Source organism: Crossiella sp. CA198 (assembly GCF_052078295.1).
In the GTDB taxonomy this organism is placed as follows: Bacteria; Actinomycetota; Actinomycetes; order Mycobacteriales; family Pseudonocardiaceae; genus Crossiella.
On sequence record NZ_JBQJIM010000025.1, the window covers coordinates 97,429 to 115,751 of the forward strand.

10 protein-coding genes and 1 pseudogene are annotated in these 18,323 nt (G+C 70.6%); 5 read left to right on the forward strand and 6 right to left on the reverse strand.

Features of this window, described 5'->3' with window-relative positions:
- The first annotated feature begins 71 nt into the window (after positions 1–71).
- Genes ACTOWY_RS34630 through ACTOWY_RS34640 form a run of 3 tightly spaced genes read left to right on the forward strand, consistent with a single transcriptional unit; the run spans position 72 to position 7,245 of the window.
- Positions 72–3,248 carry a BTAD domain-containing putative transcriptional regulator gene (locus ACTOWY_RS34630; RefSeq protein ID WP_441313817.1) on the forward strand — a complete coding sequence of 1,059 codons (3,177 nt, stop codon included), beginning with the start codon at positions 72–74 and terminating at the stop codon, positions 3,246–3,248.
- Entirely contained in the window at positions 3,245–4,786 is a 1,542-nt protein-coding gene (locus ACTOWY_RS34635; protein WP_441313818.1) for an MFS transporter, read from the forward strand. The genes ACTOWY_RS34630 and ACTOWY_RS34635 overlap by 4 nt, the downstream gene beginning before the upstream one ends.
- Entirely contained in the window at positions 4,783–7,245 is a 2,463-nt protein-coding gene (locus ACTOWY_RS34640) for an AAA family ATPase (RefSeq protein WP_441313819.1), read from the forward strand. The genes ACTOWY_RS34635 and ACTOWY_RS34640 overlap by 4 nt, the downstream gene beginning before the upstream one ends.
- Positions 7,246–8,242: 997 nt before the next feature.
- On the opposite strand, the gene ACTOWY_RS34645 is transcribed toward ACTOWY_RS34640, so the two are convergent.
- From ACTOWY_RS34645 to ACTOWY_RS34655, 3 genes are all read right to left on the reverse strand, one after another.
- Complete coding sequence (locus ACTOWY_RS34645; protein WP_441313820.1) at positions 8,243–8,848, reverse strand: dTDP-4-dehydrorhamnose 3,5-epimerase family protein; 606 nt, start codon at positions 8,846–8,848, stop codon at positions 8,243–8,245.
- A gap of 76 nt (positions 8,849–8,924) precedes the next feature.
- A complete protein-coding gene (locus ACTOWY_RS34650) occupies positions 8,925–9,695 on the reverse strand; it encodes an AfsR/SARP family transcriptional regulator (RefSeq protein WP_441313821.1) in 771 nt (256 codons plus the stop codon).
- Between the two features lie 304 nt (positions 9,696–9,999).
- Positions 10,000–10,233 carry a DUF5988 family protein gene (locus tag ACTOWY_RS34655; RefSeq protein WP_441313822.1) on the reverse strand — a complete coding sequence of 78 codons (234 nt, stop codon included), beginning with the start codon at positions 10,231–10,233 and terminating at the stop codon, positions 10,000–10,002.
- 248 nt (positions 10,234–10,481) lie between these two features.
- Between ACTOWY_RS34655 and ACTOWY_RS34660 the strand changes: the two genes are divergently transcribed.
- The gene (locus ACTOWY_RS34660) at positions 10,482–11,399 is read left to right on the forward strand and encodes an ATP-binding cassette domain-containing protein (protein ID WP_441313823.1); all 918 of its coding nucleotides are present in this window, start codon (positions 10,482–10,484) and stop codon (positions 11,397–11,399) included.
- Positions 11,396–12,223, forward strand: coding sequence for an ABC transporter permease (locus ACTOWY_RS34665; RefSeq protein WP_441313824.1), 828 nt, complete (start codon positions 11,396–11,398; stop codon positions 12,221–12,223). The genes ACTOWY_RS34660 and ACTOWY_RS34665 overlap by 4 nt, the downstream gene beginning before the upstream one ends.
- 255 nt (positions 12,224–12,478) lie before the next feature.
- Here ACTOWY_RS34665 and ACTOWY_RS34670 read toward each other — a convergent pair whose 3' ends face one another.
- The 3 genes and pseudogenes from ACTOWY_RS34670 to ACTOWY_RS34680 form a co-directional block, all read right to left on the reverse strand.
- Positions 12,479–13,969 (reverse strand): FAD-dependent oxidoreductase, encoded by a 1,491-nt coding sequence (locus ACTOWY_RS34670; protein ID WP_441313825.1) that lies wholly within the window; start codon positions 13,967–13,969, stop codon positions 12,479–12,481.
- A 40-nt stretch (positions 13,970–14,009) separates the two neighbouring features.
- The gene (locus ACTOWY_RS34675; protein WP_441313870.1) at positions 14,010–15,194 is read right to left on the reverse strand and encodes a beta-ketoacyl reductase; all 1,185 of its coding nucleotides are present in this window, start codon (positions 15,192–15,194) and stop codon (positions 14,010–14,012) included.
- Between the two features lie 549 nt (positions 15,195–15,743).
- A pseudogene (locus ACTOWY_RS34680) lies at positions 15,744–18,320 on the reverse strand (type I polyketide synthase); the annotation flags it as partial.
- Between the last annotated feature and the right edge of the window lie 3 nt (positions 18,321–18,323).

Consider the following 18,323-nt stretch of genomic DNA (forward strand, 5'->3'; position numbering starts at 1 on the left):
CAATCTCCGGCTAAAGCCGGGTCTGCCCTGGCAGACTGGGTAACCATGCCGGGAGGGGGAGCGGTACCACGATGATGACCACTGTGCGGTTCTCCGTCCTCGGGCCGATCGAGGTGCGGTTGCCCACCGGGCGCGCGGTCACCGTGCGCGGGGCCAGGCTGCGGGATCTGCTGGCCCTGCTGCTGATGAACGTCGGCCGGGTGGTGCCGGTGGAGCAGCTCATCGACGAGGAGTACGGCGGCGCGGCGCCCTCGGGCGCGGTGAACGCGCTGCAACGGCAGGTCTCCCGATTACGCAGCTCCCTGGACCTGCCCATCGAGCACACCGGCTCCGGCTACCGGCTGGCGGTCGACCCGTCCGAGGTGGACGCCTACCTGTTCGAGCGGGTGGCCGCCGAGGGCAGGCGAGCGCTGGCCGCGGGCGATCACGCCGGTGCCGCCGCCCTGCTCGGCCGGGCACTCAGTCTCTGGCGCGGACCCGCGCTCACCGGCGTGGACGCCCGCTCGGTGGTGGCCTACGCGGTCAGCCTGGAGGAGTTGCGCGCCGCGGTGGTCGAGGACCGCGCCGAGGCCGAGCTGACCCTGGGCGAGCACGCCGGGCCGGTGAGCGAACTCCAGCGCCTGGTCGCCGCCCAGCCACTGCGGGAACGCGCCTGCGGACTGCTCATGCGCGCGCTGTGCCTCAGCGGCCGCCAGGCCGACGCGCTGGCGGTGTTCGAGCACACCCGGCGGGCCCTGGTCGAGCAGCTCGGCGCCAGCCCGGGAGGGGAACTGGCCGAGGCACACCGGGCAGTGCTGGCGGGCGAGATGTTCGCACCGGTACCCGCGCCCCCGGCCGCGTCCCCGCGGCCCGCGAGCCTGCCCGCGCAACTGACCAGCTTCGTCGGCCGGGACGAGGACGTGCCCGCCGTGGCCCGGCTGCTGGGCGAGTTGCGCCTGGTCACGCTGACCGGGCCGGGGGGCTCCGGCAAGACCCGGCTGGCCCTCGAAGTGGGCAGGCGGGAGCCGGAGACCTGTCTCGTCGAACTGGCCCGGCTGGGTGACGGCAGCGAGGTGCCGCACGCGGTCCTCGGCGCGCTGGGACTGCGGGACACCGGACTGCTGCACGCGCCCGCCGCCAGCAACCCGGTCGACCGGCTCACCGCCGTGCTCGCCCAGCGGCCGGTGCTGCTCCTGCTGGACAACTGCGAGCACGTGGTGGCAGCAGCGGCCGACCTGGCCGACCGGCTGCTCAGCGCCTGCCCCGGCCTGCGCATCCTGGCCACCAGCCGGGAACCACTGGGCATCACCGGCGAAACGCTCTACCCGGTACGCACCCTGGGCTTGCCACCACCGGGAACCCCGCCCACCGAGGCCTCGGCGTTCCCGGCGGTCCGGCTGCTGCTGGACCGGGCCAGCGCGGTCCGGCCCGGCTTCGAGCTGGATGAGGCCGCACTGCACATCTGCCGGTCCCTGGACGGCTTGCCCCTAGCGATCGAACTGGCCGCCGCCCGGCTGCGCGCCCTGCCCGCCGCCGAGGTCGCGGCCCGCCTCGACGACCGGTTCGCGCTGCTGTCCCAGGGCAGCCGCACCGCCTCGCCGCGACACCGGAAACTGCGCGCGGTGGTGGCCTGGAGCTGGGACCTGCTCAGCGAAGACGAGCGCACCGCCGCCCGCCGGATGGCCGTTTTCGCCGGTGAGGTCACCCTCGAAGCGGTGGAACAGGTCTGCCGCACACCCCTGGACGTGCTGACCGGGCTGGCCGACAAGTCACTGGTCGAGGTCACCGGCGGCCGCTTCCGCATGCTGGAGACCGTGCGCGCGTTCTGCGCCGAACAACTCGCGGCCACCGAGGAGGAGACCCGGCTGCGCCGCACGCACGCCGAGTACTTCCTGCGCCTGGCCCGCCAGGCCGAACCGCGACTGCGCAGCTCCGGGCAACGGCACTGGCTCGGTGTGGTGGCCGCCGGGGACGACGACACGCACGCCGCCGTGCGCTGGGCGGTGACCAACGACCTGCGGCTGGCCCTGCAACTGGTCGCGGTGCTCAGCACCGACTGGCTGATGCGCGGCAAACTCGGCGACGGCGGCTGGGCCGGGGAGATCCTGGACGCCCTCGGCACCACCTGCCCACCGGGCCTGGAGGAGGAGTACGTGATGTGCGTGCTCGCCGGGGCCATGGGCGGGGCCGCCGACCGCGACCTGCAACCGCACATCCTCTACGCCGAACAGGTCCTGGACGGCATCGACCGGGCGCCGCGCTACCCGCTGCTGACCATGTTCTGGCCCTACGTCGTCCGGTTCATGGCCAACCCGCGCGCCGCCGAATCGGTGATCCGGCACAGCGAGGACAGCCAGGACCGCTGGACGCGCGCCGCGGCCAGGGCCAACCGAGGGGTCGCGGCCATCGCGGGCGGGCGGCTCGACGACGCCGAGGCCGAACTGGCCGCCGCCCTGGACATCTTCCGCCACCTGCGCGAACGCCTCGGCATGGCCTCCACGCTGATCCCGCTGGGCACCCTGCGCAGCTGGCGCGGCGAGCACGAGCAGGCGATCGCGCTGACCAGCGAGGCGATCGACCTGGTCGAGGAGATGGGCGCGATCGCCGACATGGCCGACCTGCTGTGCGAACGCGGCGAGGCCAGGGTCCGCGCGGGCGACCCGGACGGTGGCCGCGCCGACTTCGAGCTGGCCATCGAGCTGGCCGACCGCGCCGACCTGCCGCACGCGCTGGCCGCGGCCCGGCACGGCCTCGGCGAACTCGCCCGGCTGGCCGGGGATCTGGCCCAGGCCCGGCGATTGATGGAGTCGGCGCACTCCGATCTGCCCGCCGCCGCGTGGACCGAGGACGACATCCGGCTGCGGGTGCTGATCGCGCTGGCCCGCCTGCGCACCGCGGACGGCGACCTCGCCGGAGCCAGGGAACTGCTGGGCGAGGCAGTCGCCGTCGGATCGGCCAACGGGGCCTCCGACGACCTGGCCAAGGCCGCCGAAGCCCTGGCCGGAGTCGCGGTGCTGGCCGGGGACGGGGACCGCGCCGCGACCCTGCTCGGCGCGGGCGCGGCCCTGCGCGGCAGGTCCAGGGCAGGCGATCCGGACACCGGGCGGGTTGCCGCGGCGGCCGTGGAAACCCTTGGCGTGGAACGGTTCGAGGATCTGCGGGGCAAGGGCGAGTCGATGTCCGCGGACGAGGCGCTGGCCCTGCTCGCCGAACACCGTCAGCAAGTGGTCCGCGAGAGGTCAGCCGCGGCGGCCAGACTGCGAGCATGACCAAGGCGCGGAAGTGGGCGGTACTGGCAGTCACCTGCCTGGCGATGATGCTGCTGGCCATCGACCTGACCGTGCTGCACCTGGCGATCCCCGCGCTCACCGTCGACCTGCAACCCTCGGCGGTCCAGCTGCTCTGGATCGCCAACGCCTACACCTTCGCCCTGGCCGGATTGCTGATCACCATGGGCAACCTGGGCGATCGGATCGGCCGTAGACGACTGCTGCTCATCGGCACCACGCTGTTCGGGCTGGCCTCGGTGGCGGTGGCCTACGCGCCCAGCGCGGAACTGCTGATCGTGGCGCGGGCGGTGCAGGGCGCGGCGGCGGCCACCGTGATGCCGTCCACGTTGTCCATCCTGCGCAACGTCTTCACCGATCCCAAAGAGAGTTCCATGGCCATCGGCGTGTGGAGCGCGGTCGGCGCGGGCGGCGCCGCACTGGGGCCACTGGTCGGCGGCGCGCTGCTGCAGAACTTCCACTGGGGCACGGTGTTCCTGATCAACATCCCGGTGGTGCTGCTGATCGTCATCGGCGGATTCCTGGTCCTGCCCGAATCCCGCAACCCGCGGCCCGGCCGGATCGACCTGCTCAGCGCGGCGCTGTCCGCGATCGGCATCGTCGCGGTGGTCTACGCGATCAAGGAAGCACCGCTGTCCGGTCTCACCAAACCGGACGTGATCGGGGCCGCGGTGCTCGGGCTGGCGCTGCTGGTGGTGTTCGTGCGGCGGCAGAAGCGGCTGGCACACCCGTTCATGGACGTGCGGTTGTTCCGCTACCCGGCCTTCTCCGCCTCCATCGTGGCCAACCTGATCACGGTGTTCACCCTGGTCGTGCTGTCCTTCGCCTTCACCCAGCTACTCCAGTTCGCCTGGGGCTGGCCACCGTTCAACACCGGACTGGCCTTCCTGCCGATCGTCTTCGGCATCACCCTCGGCGCCACCCTGGGCGGCCAACTCGTGGCCAGACTGGGCCGCGGCGGCGTGGTCTGCGCCGGACTGGGCCTGTCCGCCGCCGGATTCCTGGCCTTCAACTGGATCAGCGTGACTCCCGGCCTGGCCCTGCTGCTGACCGCGGGCCTGGTGCTGGGCTGCGGCCTGGGCGTGGCCATGGCGGTGACCACCGACAACATCATCGCCAGCGCACCGAGGGACAGCGCGGGCGCGGCCTCCGCGATCGCCGAGACCGCGCAGGAACTGGGCGGCGCACTGGGCATCACCATCCTGGGCACCCTGCTCAGCACCGTTTACCGGACCGGACTGGTGGTGCCGCCGGGCACCCCGGCCGAGGCGGTGCCCGCCATCCGCGAGTCCATCGGGGACGCCATCGCGGCGGCAGGCCGGCTCACCGGCGAGGCCGGTCAGCAGGTGGTCGCGGCGGCCAGGTCGGCCTTCGTGGACGCCGTGCACGTCACCGCGGTCACCGGCGCGGTGCTGCTGGTGCTCGCCGCGGTGACCGCGCTGATCGCGATGCGCAAGGTGCCCAACGTGATCGTGGACCACCACGAGCTGTACGAAGGCTCCAACGGGCAGAAATCATGACCCTGGCCGACCGGGACGACGAACTCGCGGTCCTGCGGGACACCCTGACCGACTGCCTGACGGGCAACGGCGGCGTGGTGATGATCAGCGGTGTCCCGGCGAGCGGGAAAACCGCGCTGTTACAGGAGTTCAGCCGGTATGCCACCGAGTCCGGCGCCGTGGTGCTCGCCGCCACCGCCTCGCCGCGGGAACGGGCGGAGCCGCTGGGCGTGGTCGGCGAACTGCTCGCCGAAACCGGCGCCACCCGGTCTGCCGACAGCGATTCCCCCTCCCGGTTCTGCCGCGAATTCCGGTCCGCGCTGCTGGAGTTCGCGGGCGACAAACCCTTGGTGGTACTCGTCGACGACGCGCAGCACAGTGATCTGGCCTCGCTGGAATGCCTGCTGCACGCGGCCCGCCGGGTGCGCTCCGCGCGGATCCTGGTGGTGCTCACCGAGAACACCCGATTACCCAGGGAGTACCTGGCGGTCAAGGCCGAACTGTCCAGCATGCCGCACTGTCGGCAACTGCGACTCGATCTGCTGTCCCTGGCCGGGGTGCGCGTGCTGCTGACCGCCGCCAAGCTGGACGGCACACCGGTCACCGCCGCCTCCTGCCACCAGGTCACCGGCGGAAACCCGTTGCTGGTACAGGCTTTCCTGGAGGACTGCCAGGCCAACCGCGCCGCCTGCGCACCCGGTGAGGCCTTCCGTGCCGCGGTCTCCTACTGCCTCTACCGCGGCGACCCGGCCGAACTCGCGCTCGCCCAGGCACTGGCGGTGCTGGGCCCGGACTTACCCGCGCCCGGCCGGGCGGACACGCAGGCGATGCTGGGCGAGTTGCTCGGCCTGGACGTCCCCTCGGTCGGGCAGGCCATCGGCATCCTCACCAGGGTCGGCCTGGTCCGGGACTACCTGTTCCGGCACGAGACCGCCCGCACCGTCGTGCTGGAAACCCTGCTGCCCACCGAACGCGCGGCGCTGAGCGGCCGGGCGGCCAGGGTGCTGCACGACCGGGGCAGCTCGGCGATGGTGGTGGCCCGGCACCTGATCGCCGCGGACGAGGACACCACCCGCAGCTGGGCGGTGCCCGTGCTGGAGGAGGCCGCCGAGCAGGCGATGAAATGCGGTCAGGGCGAACCGGCCGTGGTTTTCCTGCACCGGGCCCGCGAGATCAGCGCGGACGAGCGGGAGCAGGCCCGGCTCACCGCCGAACTGGCCAAGGCCGAATGGCGGTTCGCGCCCCACCGCGGCCTGCGCTACCTGCCGGACCTCGTTACGCACGCCCGGCACGGCCGCCTGGCCCCGCCCGATGTGGCCGGACTGTGCCGGCACCTGGCCTGGCACGGACAGCTCGACCAGGCCCTGGCGGTGCTCGACGCGGTCGACCCGAACCCCGGCCAGGGCGCGGCGGCGACCTCCGGCGACCTGGACCTGGTCCGCCGCTGGCTGCGCGCGATCTTCCCGGAACTGGCCGGACCGGCCCGCGCCAACGGCGCCAGCCCCGCCGACGTCGACGGCGTCCCGGCCGGTGTGCTGGGACCGCGCTGGGCCAGCGACATGCTGACCGGGGTGCTCGCCGGGGACCACGACGTGCTGGCCAAATCCGAGCAGGTGCTGCCCGAGGTCCTGCTGCGTGATGAGGCGGAACTGGCCTCCAGCATGGCCGCGGTGGTCGCGCTGGTCTACGCGGGCAAGCTGGAGAGCGCGGCGAGCTGGTGCCAGTCCCTGGTCAAGGAATCGGAGTACCAGAAGGCGCCGGCCTGGCAGGCGCTGCTCAAGGCGCTGCAGGCGATCGTGCAGATCCGGCAGGGCCGGATGGCTGAGGCGGAGGCCTCCGCGGAGGACGCGGTGACTCTGGTCCCGCCGCCGGGCTGGGGCGTGTTCCTGGCCATGCCGTTGCCCTCGCTGCTGCTGGCCACCACCGCGATGGGCAAGCACGAACAGGCCGCCAGGTACCTGCGGATCCCGGTGCCGGACATGATGTTCCGCAGTGTCTTCGGCCTCCAGTACCTGCGCGCCAGGGGCGGCTACTACCTGGCCACCGACCGCCACCAGGCCGCCCTGGCCGACTTCCAGACCTGCGGCCAGCTGATGACCGGCTGGGAACTCGACCTGCCCACCGTGGTGCCCTGGCGAACCGACGCCGCCCAGGCACTGATCGGCCTCGGCAAACTCGACCTGGCCCGCGACCTGGTCTACGAGCAGCTGCTCCGCTGCCCAGCCGGCGGCAGTCCACGCGGAGTCTCCCTGCGGGTACTCGCGATCACCCGCGCCGCCGAGGAACGACTCCCGCTGCTCCGCGAGTCCATCGGCACCCTCGACCGCGAAGGCGACCGCTACGAACTAACCCTCGCGGTAGCCGAACTCGCCAGAACCCACCACGAACTCGGCGAGGAAACCAAAGCAGCCGACCTGTCCGCCCGAGCCCACCGCCTAGCCACCGAATGCGGCGTCGCCACCCCACTCACACCCCGCTAACACCCCCCCGCCCCCGTGTTGGCCGTTGTCGTACGGTGTCTTGGCCGTTGTGGGCGTCGAGTTGGCCCAACTGGTACGCCGGTTTGGCTCAAGTGGGCGTACCGGTTGGCCCAAGTGGGCGGGGAGGGCGGAGGACGCCGCCAGTTCGGCCAAGACTGGGTACGACAACGGCCAACACTCCCGTGGAGGTTGAACCCCTCCGCCGGCGTGTTGGCCGTTGTGGGCGGGCAGGCGGGCGAAGCCCGGAGACAGGCGGTCGGGCGGTTCCAAGACTCCGCGACCGGGCGAAGCCCGAATACCGGTGGCGGGGGTGGCTTTTCGAAAACTATCCCCGAGCGGTTCCCCATCCCCGTCAGCCTGGAGAGGACACACCGCATCTCACCGAGTGGCCCTGCAACACAAACCGCCGCCGACACCACCCAACGTGACGGGGGCCGCTCGGTGAGATGTGGTTTGGTATCGGAGGGCTGACGGGGATGGGGAACCGCACACGAGCACTGGTTCTTGCTCTTCGTTCGTCCCCCCATCCTTTGATTTCTGCCCGTCCGGCGAGGACGCCCTTGATCTTGATTTTGGTTTAGATCAAGAGCCGAAGATCAAAAAAGGATGGCCTCGCCGGCCGGGCAGACCACCGGAGGGGGGAGGCAGATCAAACCCCGGCATGAGCAGGTTGCGGGGCGGGGTTTGGGCTGCCGGGGCCTGAACCAGCGTGGCTCCGAGGGCTCGCGTGTTCTCCGTACGGCCTTCCGCCAGCCAACCACACCCCGATGAGCGGCCCCCGTCACGTTGGGTGGGTTTGGCGGCGGTTTGTGTTGCAGGGGCCACTCATCGGGGTGTGGTCTGCATGCTCCAGGCCGTACGGAGAACACGCGAGAGCCCTCGTCGTGGGGTTTCACCCCAACCCCACCCTCTGCTCTGTCCCACAACGGCCAACGTGGCGTACAACAACGGCCAACTCGCCGTCCATAACGGCCAACTCGCCGGTGGGGGTTGCGGATTAGTTCTGCCGCCAGCGTTGCTCGACTGCCTGGCAGGCGGTGTAGTCGGGCAGTAGGCCCAGGTCGCGGGCCCAGGCCAGTGTTGGCGCCGCGCGGTCCCGGTCCGAGCGCACTGGATCGGCCAGCGCGGGTAGTGGCAGCCCGATTGCCGGGTCCACCACCGAGACCGCCAGCTCGTTCTCCCGGACATAGCGCTCCGACATCAGGTACGTCACCACCGTGTCGTCCTCCAGTGCGACGAAGGCGTGCCCGACCCCCGGCGGGAAGTACACCGAACGGCAGCTCTGACCGTCCAATTCGGTCTGATCCCACAACCCGAACGTCGGCGAACCCACCCGCAGATCAATGGCGAAATCCAGCACCCGGCCCCTGGTACAGCAGACATATCTGGCCGTGCCCGGCGGCGCGAGTGTGTAGTGGATGCCGCGCACCGACCCGCGTCGGGAGGTGCTCTGACTGGTCTGCGCGACCGGGAACAGCTTGTGCCCCAAGGCTTCCACGAACGCCGCCTCCTGATACGGGGACAGGAAAACGCCCCGCGGATCGGCGAAAGCCTGGGGGGAGAACAGGAACACGCCGGGCACCGCCAGCGGACGTGACTTCACGACAGATCACCACACCTTCGTAGTCGGACCGGCGCAGGCCCGGGGTGGCGGTGCGCGCCGCCACCCCGGGGCGGTGTCACCCGGCGGCCAGCAGGTCCAGCTGCCTGGGTGAGGACAGGATCGCCCGTTGCAGGTCCTGCAGGGCCCGGCAGGGTTCCAGGCCCAGTTCGTCGTGCAGGGTCCGGCGCGCCCGCCGGTAGACCTCCAGTGCGTCGGCCTGCCGGTCGGAGCGGTACAGCGCCAGCATCAGCCGCCGGTAGAAGGTCTCCCGCAACGGGTACTCGGCGATCAGCGAGTACAGCTGCGCCACCAGTTCCCGGTGTCTGCCGAGCTGGAGCCGGCAATCCGCCAGCAGTTCCAGGCATTCCAGCCGCGACTCCATCAGCCAGGCCGCGAACCCGTCGATGATCGGCCCGTTGCCCAGATCACGCAGCACCGGCCCGCGCCACAGCCCCAGCGCCCGCTCCAGGCAGTCCGCCGCCTCCGCCCAGCGCTCCTCCCGCACCAGACCGCGGCCGCTCTCGCAGAGCCGCAGGAAGTGCCGGAAGTCGAGTTCGTCGTTGCCCAGCTTCAGCAAATAGCCCCGTGGGTGGGTGACGATGGGGTTGTCCGCCCGGTCCGGACGGTGCAGGAACTTGCGCAGCTGCGAAATGTGCACGTGCACCCCCGCGGCCACCCGGCGCGGTGGCGAATCCCCCCACAGCTCGGTCACCAGCTGGTCGAAGGACACCACGTGATCCGCCCGGATCAGCAGCACGGCCAGGGTGATCTCCACCTTGCGCGCGCTGATCGAGGTATATGCGTTGTCGTCTAAGACCCGTAACGGTCCCAGGATCTCGTATTTCACTAAGCCTCTCCCCTGAAGCGCTCTGTCACCGTCAGCCGCCCCCAGCGCGGTGCACATATGAACTCGGCGGTGTGGTCCAGGAGCTGCCGAGGTGGTGCTCGCCTCCCGGTGAGGCGGTCAGACCGAACCCGGCTCCCGGCCGGCGACGCGTCGGCGTCGCAGCGGCGGTTCGGTCCCCCCGAGGATCAGACGCCGGCCGCGATGCCGGGTCCGGGTCGCACCGTCGTCCCAACGACAGCGACCGCGGCGACCGGACCTGAGCCCGGTGTCCGCATCCTCTTGCGATTCCCTCTCACGGGGAAAGCTATTCCGCGATCTTGGTGCGCATCGTCCACCGGAACACCAGTGGCACCGCGGGGCGGCCATTGCCCGCCTCCGCGACCAGCTCGAAGTGCTCGTAACCGCCCAGCCGCGGAATCTTGATCTTGGTTTTGCCCAGGTTGCCGATCCGCAGGTTCCTGATCGTGGCCGGTAGGTCGGCCGGGCCGCCCACCAGCACGATCTCGGTGCCGCCCGGGGTGTCGTTGATCCGATTCACGCCACTGCCTCCTTCCCTCGTGCGGTGTGGAGACTTTCCGCTAGCACCCTAAAAGCGCGCTTACAACGTGGGAACCCAGAAAGAAAAGGGGTGGTGCCCCGCAGGCAGCCCCTTATCCACCCCCTACCCGCCCGCCGGGCGGTCCGCGGTCAGACCGGTGATCGGCGCGGGGGTCTGTCCGGTGTCAGGCTCCGGTCAGCGCCCGAAGGCACGGTGGAGAGACCAAGAGTCCGCGCCAAGGAGGTCGGATGATCGAGGCTCGTGGCCTCACCAAGAAGTACGGCGCCGTGCCCGCGGTCAACGACTTGAGCTTCACGATCAGATCGGGACTGGTGACCGGCTTCCTCGGGCCCAACGGCGCGGGAAAGACCACCACGATGAGCATGATCCTGGGACTCATCCGGCCGACCAGCGGCACCGTCACCGTCAACGGCAAGCGCTATCTCGACCTGCCCGCGCCGATGCGCGAGGTCGGCACGCTGATCGACGCCAGGGCCGTGCACGGCGGCCGCACCGCCTACCAGCACCTGCTGTGCCTGGCGCTGAGCAACGGCATCGCCCGCAACCGGGTGCAGGAGGTGCTCGGCGTGGTCGGCCTGGACAAGGTCGCCGGCCGCCGGGTCGGCAAGTTCTCCCTCGGCATGTTCCAGCGCCTGGGCATCGCCGCCGCGCTGATGGGCGACCCCGGGATCCTGATGTTCGACGAACCTGTCAACGGGCTCGATCCCGAGGGCATCCTGTGGGTGCGCAACCTCATGCGCGATCTGGCCAACGAGGGCCGCACGGTACTCGTGTCCAGCCACCTGATGAGCGAGATGGCGCTGACCGCCGACGATCTGCTGGTCATCGGCCGCGGCGAGCTGATCGCGCAGACCAGCGTGGCCGACTTCGTCCGCGCCAACTCGCAGAAGGTGGTGTTCCTGCGCACCCCGAACGCCGAGACCTTCGCCCGCCGCCTCACCGAGGCCGGCGCGAGCGTCACGCCCGGACCGGGCGGCATGCTGGAGGTCTCCGGCATGTACTGCGAGGCCGTCGGCAAACTCGCCGCCACCCACGGCGTTGTGCTGTATGAGCTGACCACCCGGCAGGCATCGCTGGAAGAGGCGTTCATGAAACTCACCAGGGACAGCGTGGAGTTCGGCGTGCCGGAAGGAGCCCTGCGATGAGCCGGCACGCCGCCACCGGCCCCAGGAGCACCGTGCCCGCCGCGACCTTCGGGCACGCGCTGCGCTCGGAGTGGCAGAAGCTGGCCAGCCTGAAGTCCTTCTGGTACACCCTGATCCTGACCGCCGTGGTCGGCGTCGGCATCGGGTCACTGGCCAGCCTGGACGCGGCCCAGACCTACCGCAACGGCGCCGACGCCCGCCGCGCCGCCTTCGATCCCACCTACGAGAGCCTGTTCACCGGGCTCATCTTCGGCATGCTGGCGATGGTGGTGCTCGGCGTGCTCGCGATGACCTCCGAGTACTCCACCGGCATGATCCGCACCAGTCTGGCCGCGGTCCCGCGCCGCGGCCGGTTGCTGGCGGCCAAGGCCACCGTGGTCACCATCGCCGGTCTCACCGTCGGCATTCCGGTCGGTTTCGCCATGTTCTTCGCCGGGCAGGGCGTCTTCGCCTCGCGGGACGTGCCGTTCGCGACCCTGGACCAGCCCGGCGTGCTGCGGGCCGTGGTCGGCGTCGGCCTGGTGATGACCGCGGTCGCACTGCTCGGCCTCGGCGTGGGCACCCTGGTCCGGGCCACGGCTGGCGGGATCGCGGTCATGTTCACCGCGACCCTGCTGGTGCCCACCGCGATCCTGCCCAGCCTGCCCTCGGTGATCGGCAAGCCGCTGCTGAAGTTCTGGCCCAGCTCGGCTGGCATGCAGGTGCTCTCCCCGGAGGGCAACCCCGGCTTCCTGCCACCACTGGGCGGCCTGCTCTGGCTGTACGTGGTCGCGGCCATCGTGCTGGCCGTGACCTTCGCGGTCTTCCGCTCCCGCGACGTCTGAAACCCCGTGCGGCGGCCGCGCAACCCCAGACGCGGCCGCCGCACCTTCCCCCACCGGCGTGTTGGCCGTTGTCGCACACAGTGTTGGCCGTTGTCGTACCCAGTCTTGGCCGAACTGGCGGCACGCTCCGCCCTCCCCGCCCACTTGGGCCAACTGGTACGCCCACTTGGGCCAAACTGGCGTACCAGTTGGGCCAACTCGACGTCCACAACGGCCAACTCACCGTCCACAACGGCCAACACGGGGTGGGTCCGGTTAGCGCCTGATGGACGGTTCGCCGAACCAGGTTCGCAGGGCGCTACGCAGGCCGGCGTCATCGGCGCCGGTCGAATCCGCCCAGGCCACGTAGCCGTCCGGCCGCAGCAGCAGCGCCACCGCCGCGATCTCCGCGGACGGCTTGGCCGGGACCACGTCCACCCTGCACGCCCAGCCCTCGATCCCGGCCAGGCTGACCGCGCCCTCGGACAGGTCGAGCACCACCCCGCGCCCGGCCCGCAGCAGCACGCCGAGGTCGGTCTCCCCGGTCGAGACGGCCACCGGCACCTGCGGCAACCGGCGGCCCAGCAACGGATGCGCGCCCGCGGTCGCCGAGGTGATCGGGTAGCGCACGTCCAGGTTCCCCTGCACCTTGATCAGGTACTCGTTGACCTCGGCGAACTGGATCAACTCGGTGAGCAGCTCCCGCACCGGCGCCACCTGCTCCACCGGGTGCATCAGCGCCACCTGCGCCTGCGAGGTGCGGCAGGCACGCGCGCCCGCCGGATGGCGCTCGGCGTGGTAGGTGGACAGCAGCCCCGGCGGCGCCCACCCGTGGATCTCCGCCGCCAGCTTCCACCCCAGGTTGACCGCGTCCTCCAGTCCGGTCGCCAATGCCTGACCCCCCAATGGAAAGTGCACGTGCGCGGCGTCCCCGGCCAGGAACAGCCGCCCCGCCCGGTATCGCTCGGCCTGCCTGGTCGCGTTCTCCCACCGGCTGAGCCAGAGTGCCTGTCCGGTGGGCTGCCAGTCGGCTTCGGCCAGCCGGGACACTGTCGCCCGCAGCTCGTCGAATGTCGGCGCCGCAACGGGATCCGGCGCGGTGCGGCCGAATTCGGCGGTCACCACCCGGATCCGCCCCGGTACGGAGGGCACCGCCATCAGGATCCCGTCCGGCGCCAGCCGGGTGCCGATCCACTCCGTCAGCGCGTCGCCGGGTTCGTGCTCGACCTCCGCGATCAGGCCGTAGAACGGGGATTCGGTGCCGTGGAAGTCGATTCCGGCCAGCCCGCGCACCACACTGCGCGCGCCGTCGCAGCCCACCAGGTAGCGGCACGGCACCGACTCGATGCCCGCATCCCCCCGCAGGTCCACCACCACGCCGTTCTCGTCCTGGTTGAACCCGACGACCTCCTGTCCGCGGCGGATGGTCACGCCGAGTTCCAGGGCCCGTTCGGCCAGCCGCCGGGCGAGCTGAGCGTGCGGGATGACGAACCCATACACCCGCTTCTCCCGCATCCGCGTGGTGTCCAGCCACAGCAAGGCGAACCGAGCCTGCGGCAACTCGACCCCGTCGGACCGGATGGCGTCCATGATGCCCCGCTGGGCGAGCAGCTCGACAACCGTCGCGTTCACCGCGATTCCCGGGGCATCCTCCCTGGGCTGGGGGCGCTGTTCGACCACCAGCGTGCGCACCCCCAGCAGGGCCAGCTCGCAGGCGAGCATCAGGCCGACCGGGCCACCGCCGGCGACAACGACCGAGTGGCTCATGCCAACTCCCTTCGTGACATTTCGGAACCTCATGACGGACTCACCGCCCGGACCCGGACGCGAGTTCCGCGCAGAGGTGTTCGGCCAGCGCCGCGGGCGTCGGGTTGTCGTACATCGCACCCGGCGAGACCTCGATGCTCAACCGGCGCAACCGCTTGCTGAACTCCACCGCGGCGAGGGAGGAGAACCCCAGGTCCAGGAAGTTGACCTCCGGATCGACCTGGTCGGTGGCGGGAATGTTCAGGACTGTTTTGGTGGTGGTGGACACCAGGTCCAGCACGATCGCCAGCCGCTCATCACCCTCGGCCGTGGCCAGCCGTTCGTGTAGTGAGGGCCCCGCTTCCGCGGCCACCGGCTCGGCGGGTTCCGGTTCGGCGAGGGCGCGGAACAAGGCCGTGTGGCCGCCCGCGTTCACCACTTGCGACCAGTCGGCGTCGGCGACCAGGACGCTCTGTCCCTGGCGCTCGAAGGCCCGGCCGAGCACGCTCATGGCCAGCTCGGGTGAGAGGCCGTGCAGGCCCGGAGTCTGGCCGTCGTGTGTTGGCCCCCAGCCCACGTGCAGGGCGCCGCGCTGATGGGCGAGCGCCTGCAACTTGGCGTGCGCGGGCACGGCACCGGGTAACTCCGGTGCGGCGGAGAACAGCACGAAGGCCGCCAAGTCCAGTTCGGCGGTCAGCTCGCCCAGCATCACGGCAGAGTCCACTGTGGACTGTGCGATGTGGACAACGACGGCGAGTTGGTGCGTGGCCGGGATGCCGTCGATGACCTCGGCGAGCAACGCCCGGTCAGCTGCGGCGCCCCGCACCAGGTCCACGGAAGCTCCGCGGCCGAGGAGGCCGGACTGGAGTTCCGGTACCGGCGTCTCGGCCACCAGCACGAATCGCTCGGCGCCGTGTTCGGCCAGCCAGCGGGCCGCGGGCGCGGCGAGGGGACTGTCGCAGCCGGTGATCAGGACGGTCGCCCCGTTGGGCACCCGGGCCTTGTCCTCCTGGATGGGGAGGCGGACCAGTCTGCGCGCGAACACCCCGGCGGGCCGGATCGCGAGCTGGTCCTCGCCGTCGGTCGCGGCCAGTACCTGGGCCAGTCGTGCTCGGGCCCGGCGGTCGAGCGGGCCCGGCAGGTCGACCAGGCCGCCCCAGCGCGCCGGGGACTCGGCGGCCATGGCCTGCCCGAAACCCCAGAGCTGGGCCTGGGACGGGTCGGCAGCCGTACCCTCGACCGGCATCGCACCGACGGTCGCAGCCCAGACGGGCGCGTCCAACCCGGCGTCATCCAGTGCCCGCAGCAATCTGGCCGTGGCGGCCACATCAAGCTGAACGGCCAGCACGCCTCGAACGTCGCCTTGCCGTGCCTGGCTGATCAGCTCTGGCGTGTCCACGATCACCGGGGCGGGGTCGAGACCGTGTTCCGTCAGCGCCTGGAGCACTCCCAGTGGATCGTCCACATAGGAATCCGGGATGGCGACCAGCCATCGTCCTGTCGGAGCGTGGGGAGTGTCGGGCAGCAGGGTCCAGGTGAGGCGGTACTGGCTGTCGCGCTGTCGGCGCCACCTGGCGAGTAGGGGCAGCGCGGTCCGCAGAGCAGCTTGCTGGTCCGCGTCCACCGTGCCGAGCAGCGTCTCCAGATCCGCGTCCGAGAGGTGGTCTGGCGCGGGTTGACGCGGTTCGGTCAGCCAGTAGTGCGATCGCTGGAACGGGTAGGTGGGCAGCTCGACCTGCTGTGGCTGAAGGGGTTCGAGGAGGGTGCTCCAGTTGAGGGGGTGGCCGTGGAGGTGGACTTGGGCGAGGGCGGTGGTGAGGGTGGTGGGTTCTGGGTTGTCGCGGTTGAGGGTGGCGGTGATCAGGCCGGAGGTGTTGTGGTTGGCGAGGGTTGTGAGGGTGGTGTCGGGGCCCAGCTCCAGATAGGTGGTGGCGCCGAGGTTTTCCAGGGTGGCGATTCCCGGTCCGAAGTGGACTGGCTGGCGGATGAGTTGGGCCCAGTAGTGGGGATCGGTGAGTTGTTCTTGAGTGGCAACCGATCCGGTGAGGTTGGAGATGATCGGGATTCGGGGTGGCTGGTAGGTGAGGGTGGCCGCGTGTTTGGTGAACTCAGGCAGGATCTGTTCGGTGTGGGCGGAGTGGAAGGCGTGCGCGACGTGCAGGCGGCGAGTCTTGATGCCCTTGTCCTGCAACAGTTCTGCGAGTTGGTCGATGTCCTCGGGTGATCCGGAGGCGACGGTGTGGGTTGGGCTGTTGTAGGCGGCGATGTCGATCTGGTCGAGCAGGTCGGCGGTGCCGTGGATGTTGAGCATCGCGCCGGGCGGCAGGGTGTTCATCAGCCGGGCTCGGGTGGCGACCAGACTGCACGCGTCGGGGAGGGTGAGTACCTCGGCGGCTGCGGCGGCGGTGAGTTCGCCGATGGAGTGGCCGATCAGGTAGTCGGGCTGGAGTCCGTAGTGGGTGATCAGCCGGAACAGGGCCAGTTCCAGGGCGAACAGGGCGGTTTGGGTGTAGAGGGTTTGTTCCAGGAGCGCGGATTGCTGATCGAACATGACCTCGCGCAGGGGTTCGTCGAGGTGTTGGTTGAACTCGGCGCAGATTTCGTCCAGGGCTTCGGCGAAGACCGGATGTGTTGTGTAGAGCTGGCTGCCCATGCCGGGGTGCTGGCTGCCTTGGCCGGAGAACATGTACACCAACTTGCCCTGGCCGCCGTCCTCGACCTGGCTGATCAGGGCGGGGTGCGGGCGTCCGGCGGCGAGTTCTTCCAGCGCCGCCGCGAATTCCTTGCTGTCGCAGGCGATGACTGCGGCTCGGTGTGGGAACTGGGTGCGGGTGGCCAATGCGTGGGCCACATCGGCAGGCCGCAGGTCGGCCAACCTGGCCAGGTTGGCGGCTTGGGCGCGCAATGCCTTGTCGGACTTGGCGGAGAGGACCCAGGGCACGACCGCATTGTTTGGCGGCTCGGCGGGAGTTTCGGTGGTGGGTGGCTGTTCGAGGATGAGGTGGGCGTTGGTGCCGCTGATGCCGAAGGAGGACACGCCCGCCCGGCGGGGGCGATCCGTGTCGGGCCAGGGGATGCTCTCGGTGAGCAGGTGCAGACTGCCGTGGGACCAGTCGATGTGCGGGGATGGCTCGTCGACGTGCAGGGTTTTGGGCAGCGTGGCGTGGTTGATGGCGTAGACCATCTTGATCAGCCCGGCGATGCCTGCGGCGGCCTGGGTGTGGCCGATGTTCGACTTGAGCGAGCCGAGGTAGAGCGGTCGGTCGTGGTGGTGTCGGCCGTAGGTGTCCAGCAGGGCTTGGGCTTCGATGGGGTCGCCGAGGGTGGTGCCGGTACCGTGCGCCTCGACCGCGTCGATCTGGTCGGGAGTCAGTCCGGCGTTGGTCAGGGCGGCGTGGATGACGCGTTGCTGGGATGGGCCGTTGGGGGCGGTGAGGCCGTTGGAGGCGCCGTCCTGGTTGACGGCGGTGCCGCGGATGACGGCCAGGACCCGGCGTCCCTGCTGGAGTGCGGTTGACAGGGGCTGGAGCAGAACCAGGCCCGCGCCTTCGGCGAAGCCGGTGCCGTCGGCGGCGGCGGCGAAGGACTTGCAGCGGCCATCGGGGGCCAGGCCGCGCTGGCGGCTGAACTCGGTCAGCACGCCGGGGGTGGCCATCACGGTCACGCCACCGGCCAGGGCCATCGTGCACTCGCCTGCGCGCAGCGACCGGACCGCCTGGTGGATGGCGACCAGCGAGGACGAGCAGGCGGTGTCGATGCTGACCGCGGGGCCTTGCAGGCCAAGGGTGTAGGCGATCCGGCCCGAGGCGACGCTGACCAGGGTGCCGGTCAGGTGGTGGCCGGTCAGCTCGTCGGCGGGCTCGTGCATCCGGGGGCCGTACTCCTGGGCCGTCACCCCGGTGAACACACCCGTGGCGGTTTCGCCGAGGCTGGTGGGGTCGATGCCCGCGTGTTCCAGGGCTTCCCAGGCGATTTCCAGCAGGAGTCGCTGTTGCGGGTCCATCGCGAGAGCTTCACGGGGGCTGATGCCGAAGAACTCGGCGTCGAACTCGCCCGCGTCGTGCAGGAATCCGGCCTCGCGGACGTAGACCTTGCCCGGTTTTCCCGGTTCGGGGTCGTAGAGATCCTCGATCGGCCAGCCGCGATTGGTGGGAAGCCCGGAGATGGCATCGGTTTCCGCGTGGACGAGCTGCCACAGTTCGTCCGCCGAGGTGACCCCGCCGGGAAAGCGGCAACCCATGCCCACGATCGCGATGGGCTCGCCTTCCCTGGCCTCCAGCTCCTGGATGCGCTTGTGTGCCTTGCGCAGATCTGCCGTTGCCCGCTTGAGGTACTCGCGGAGCTTCTCGTCGCTCATGCCGGTGGTCCCCAGTCG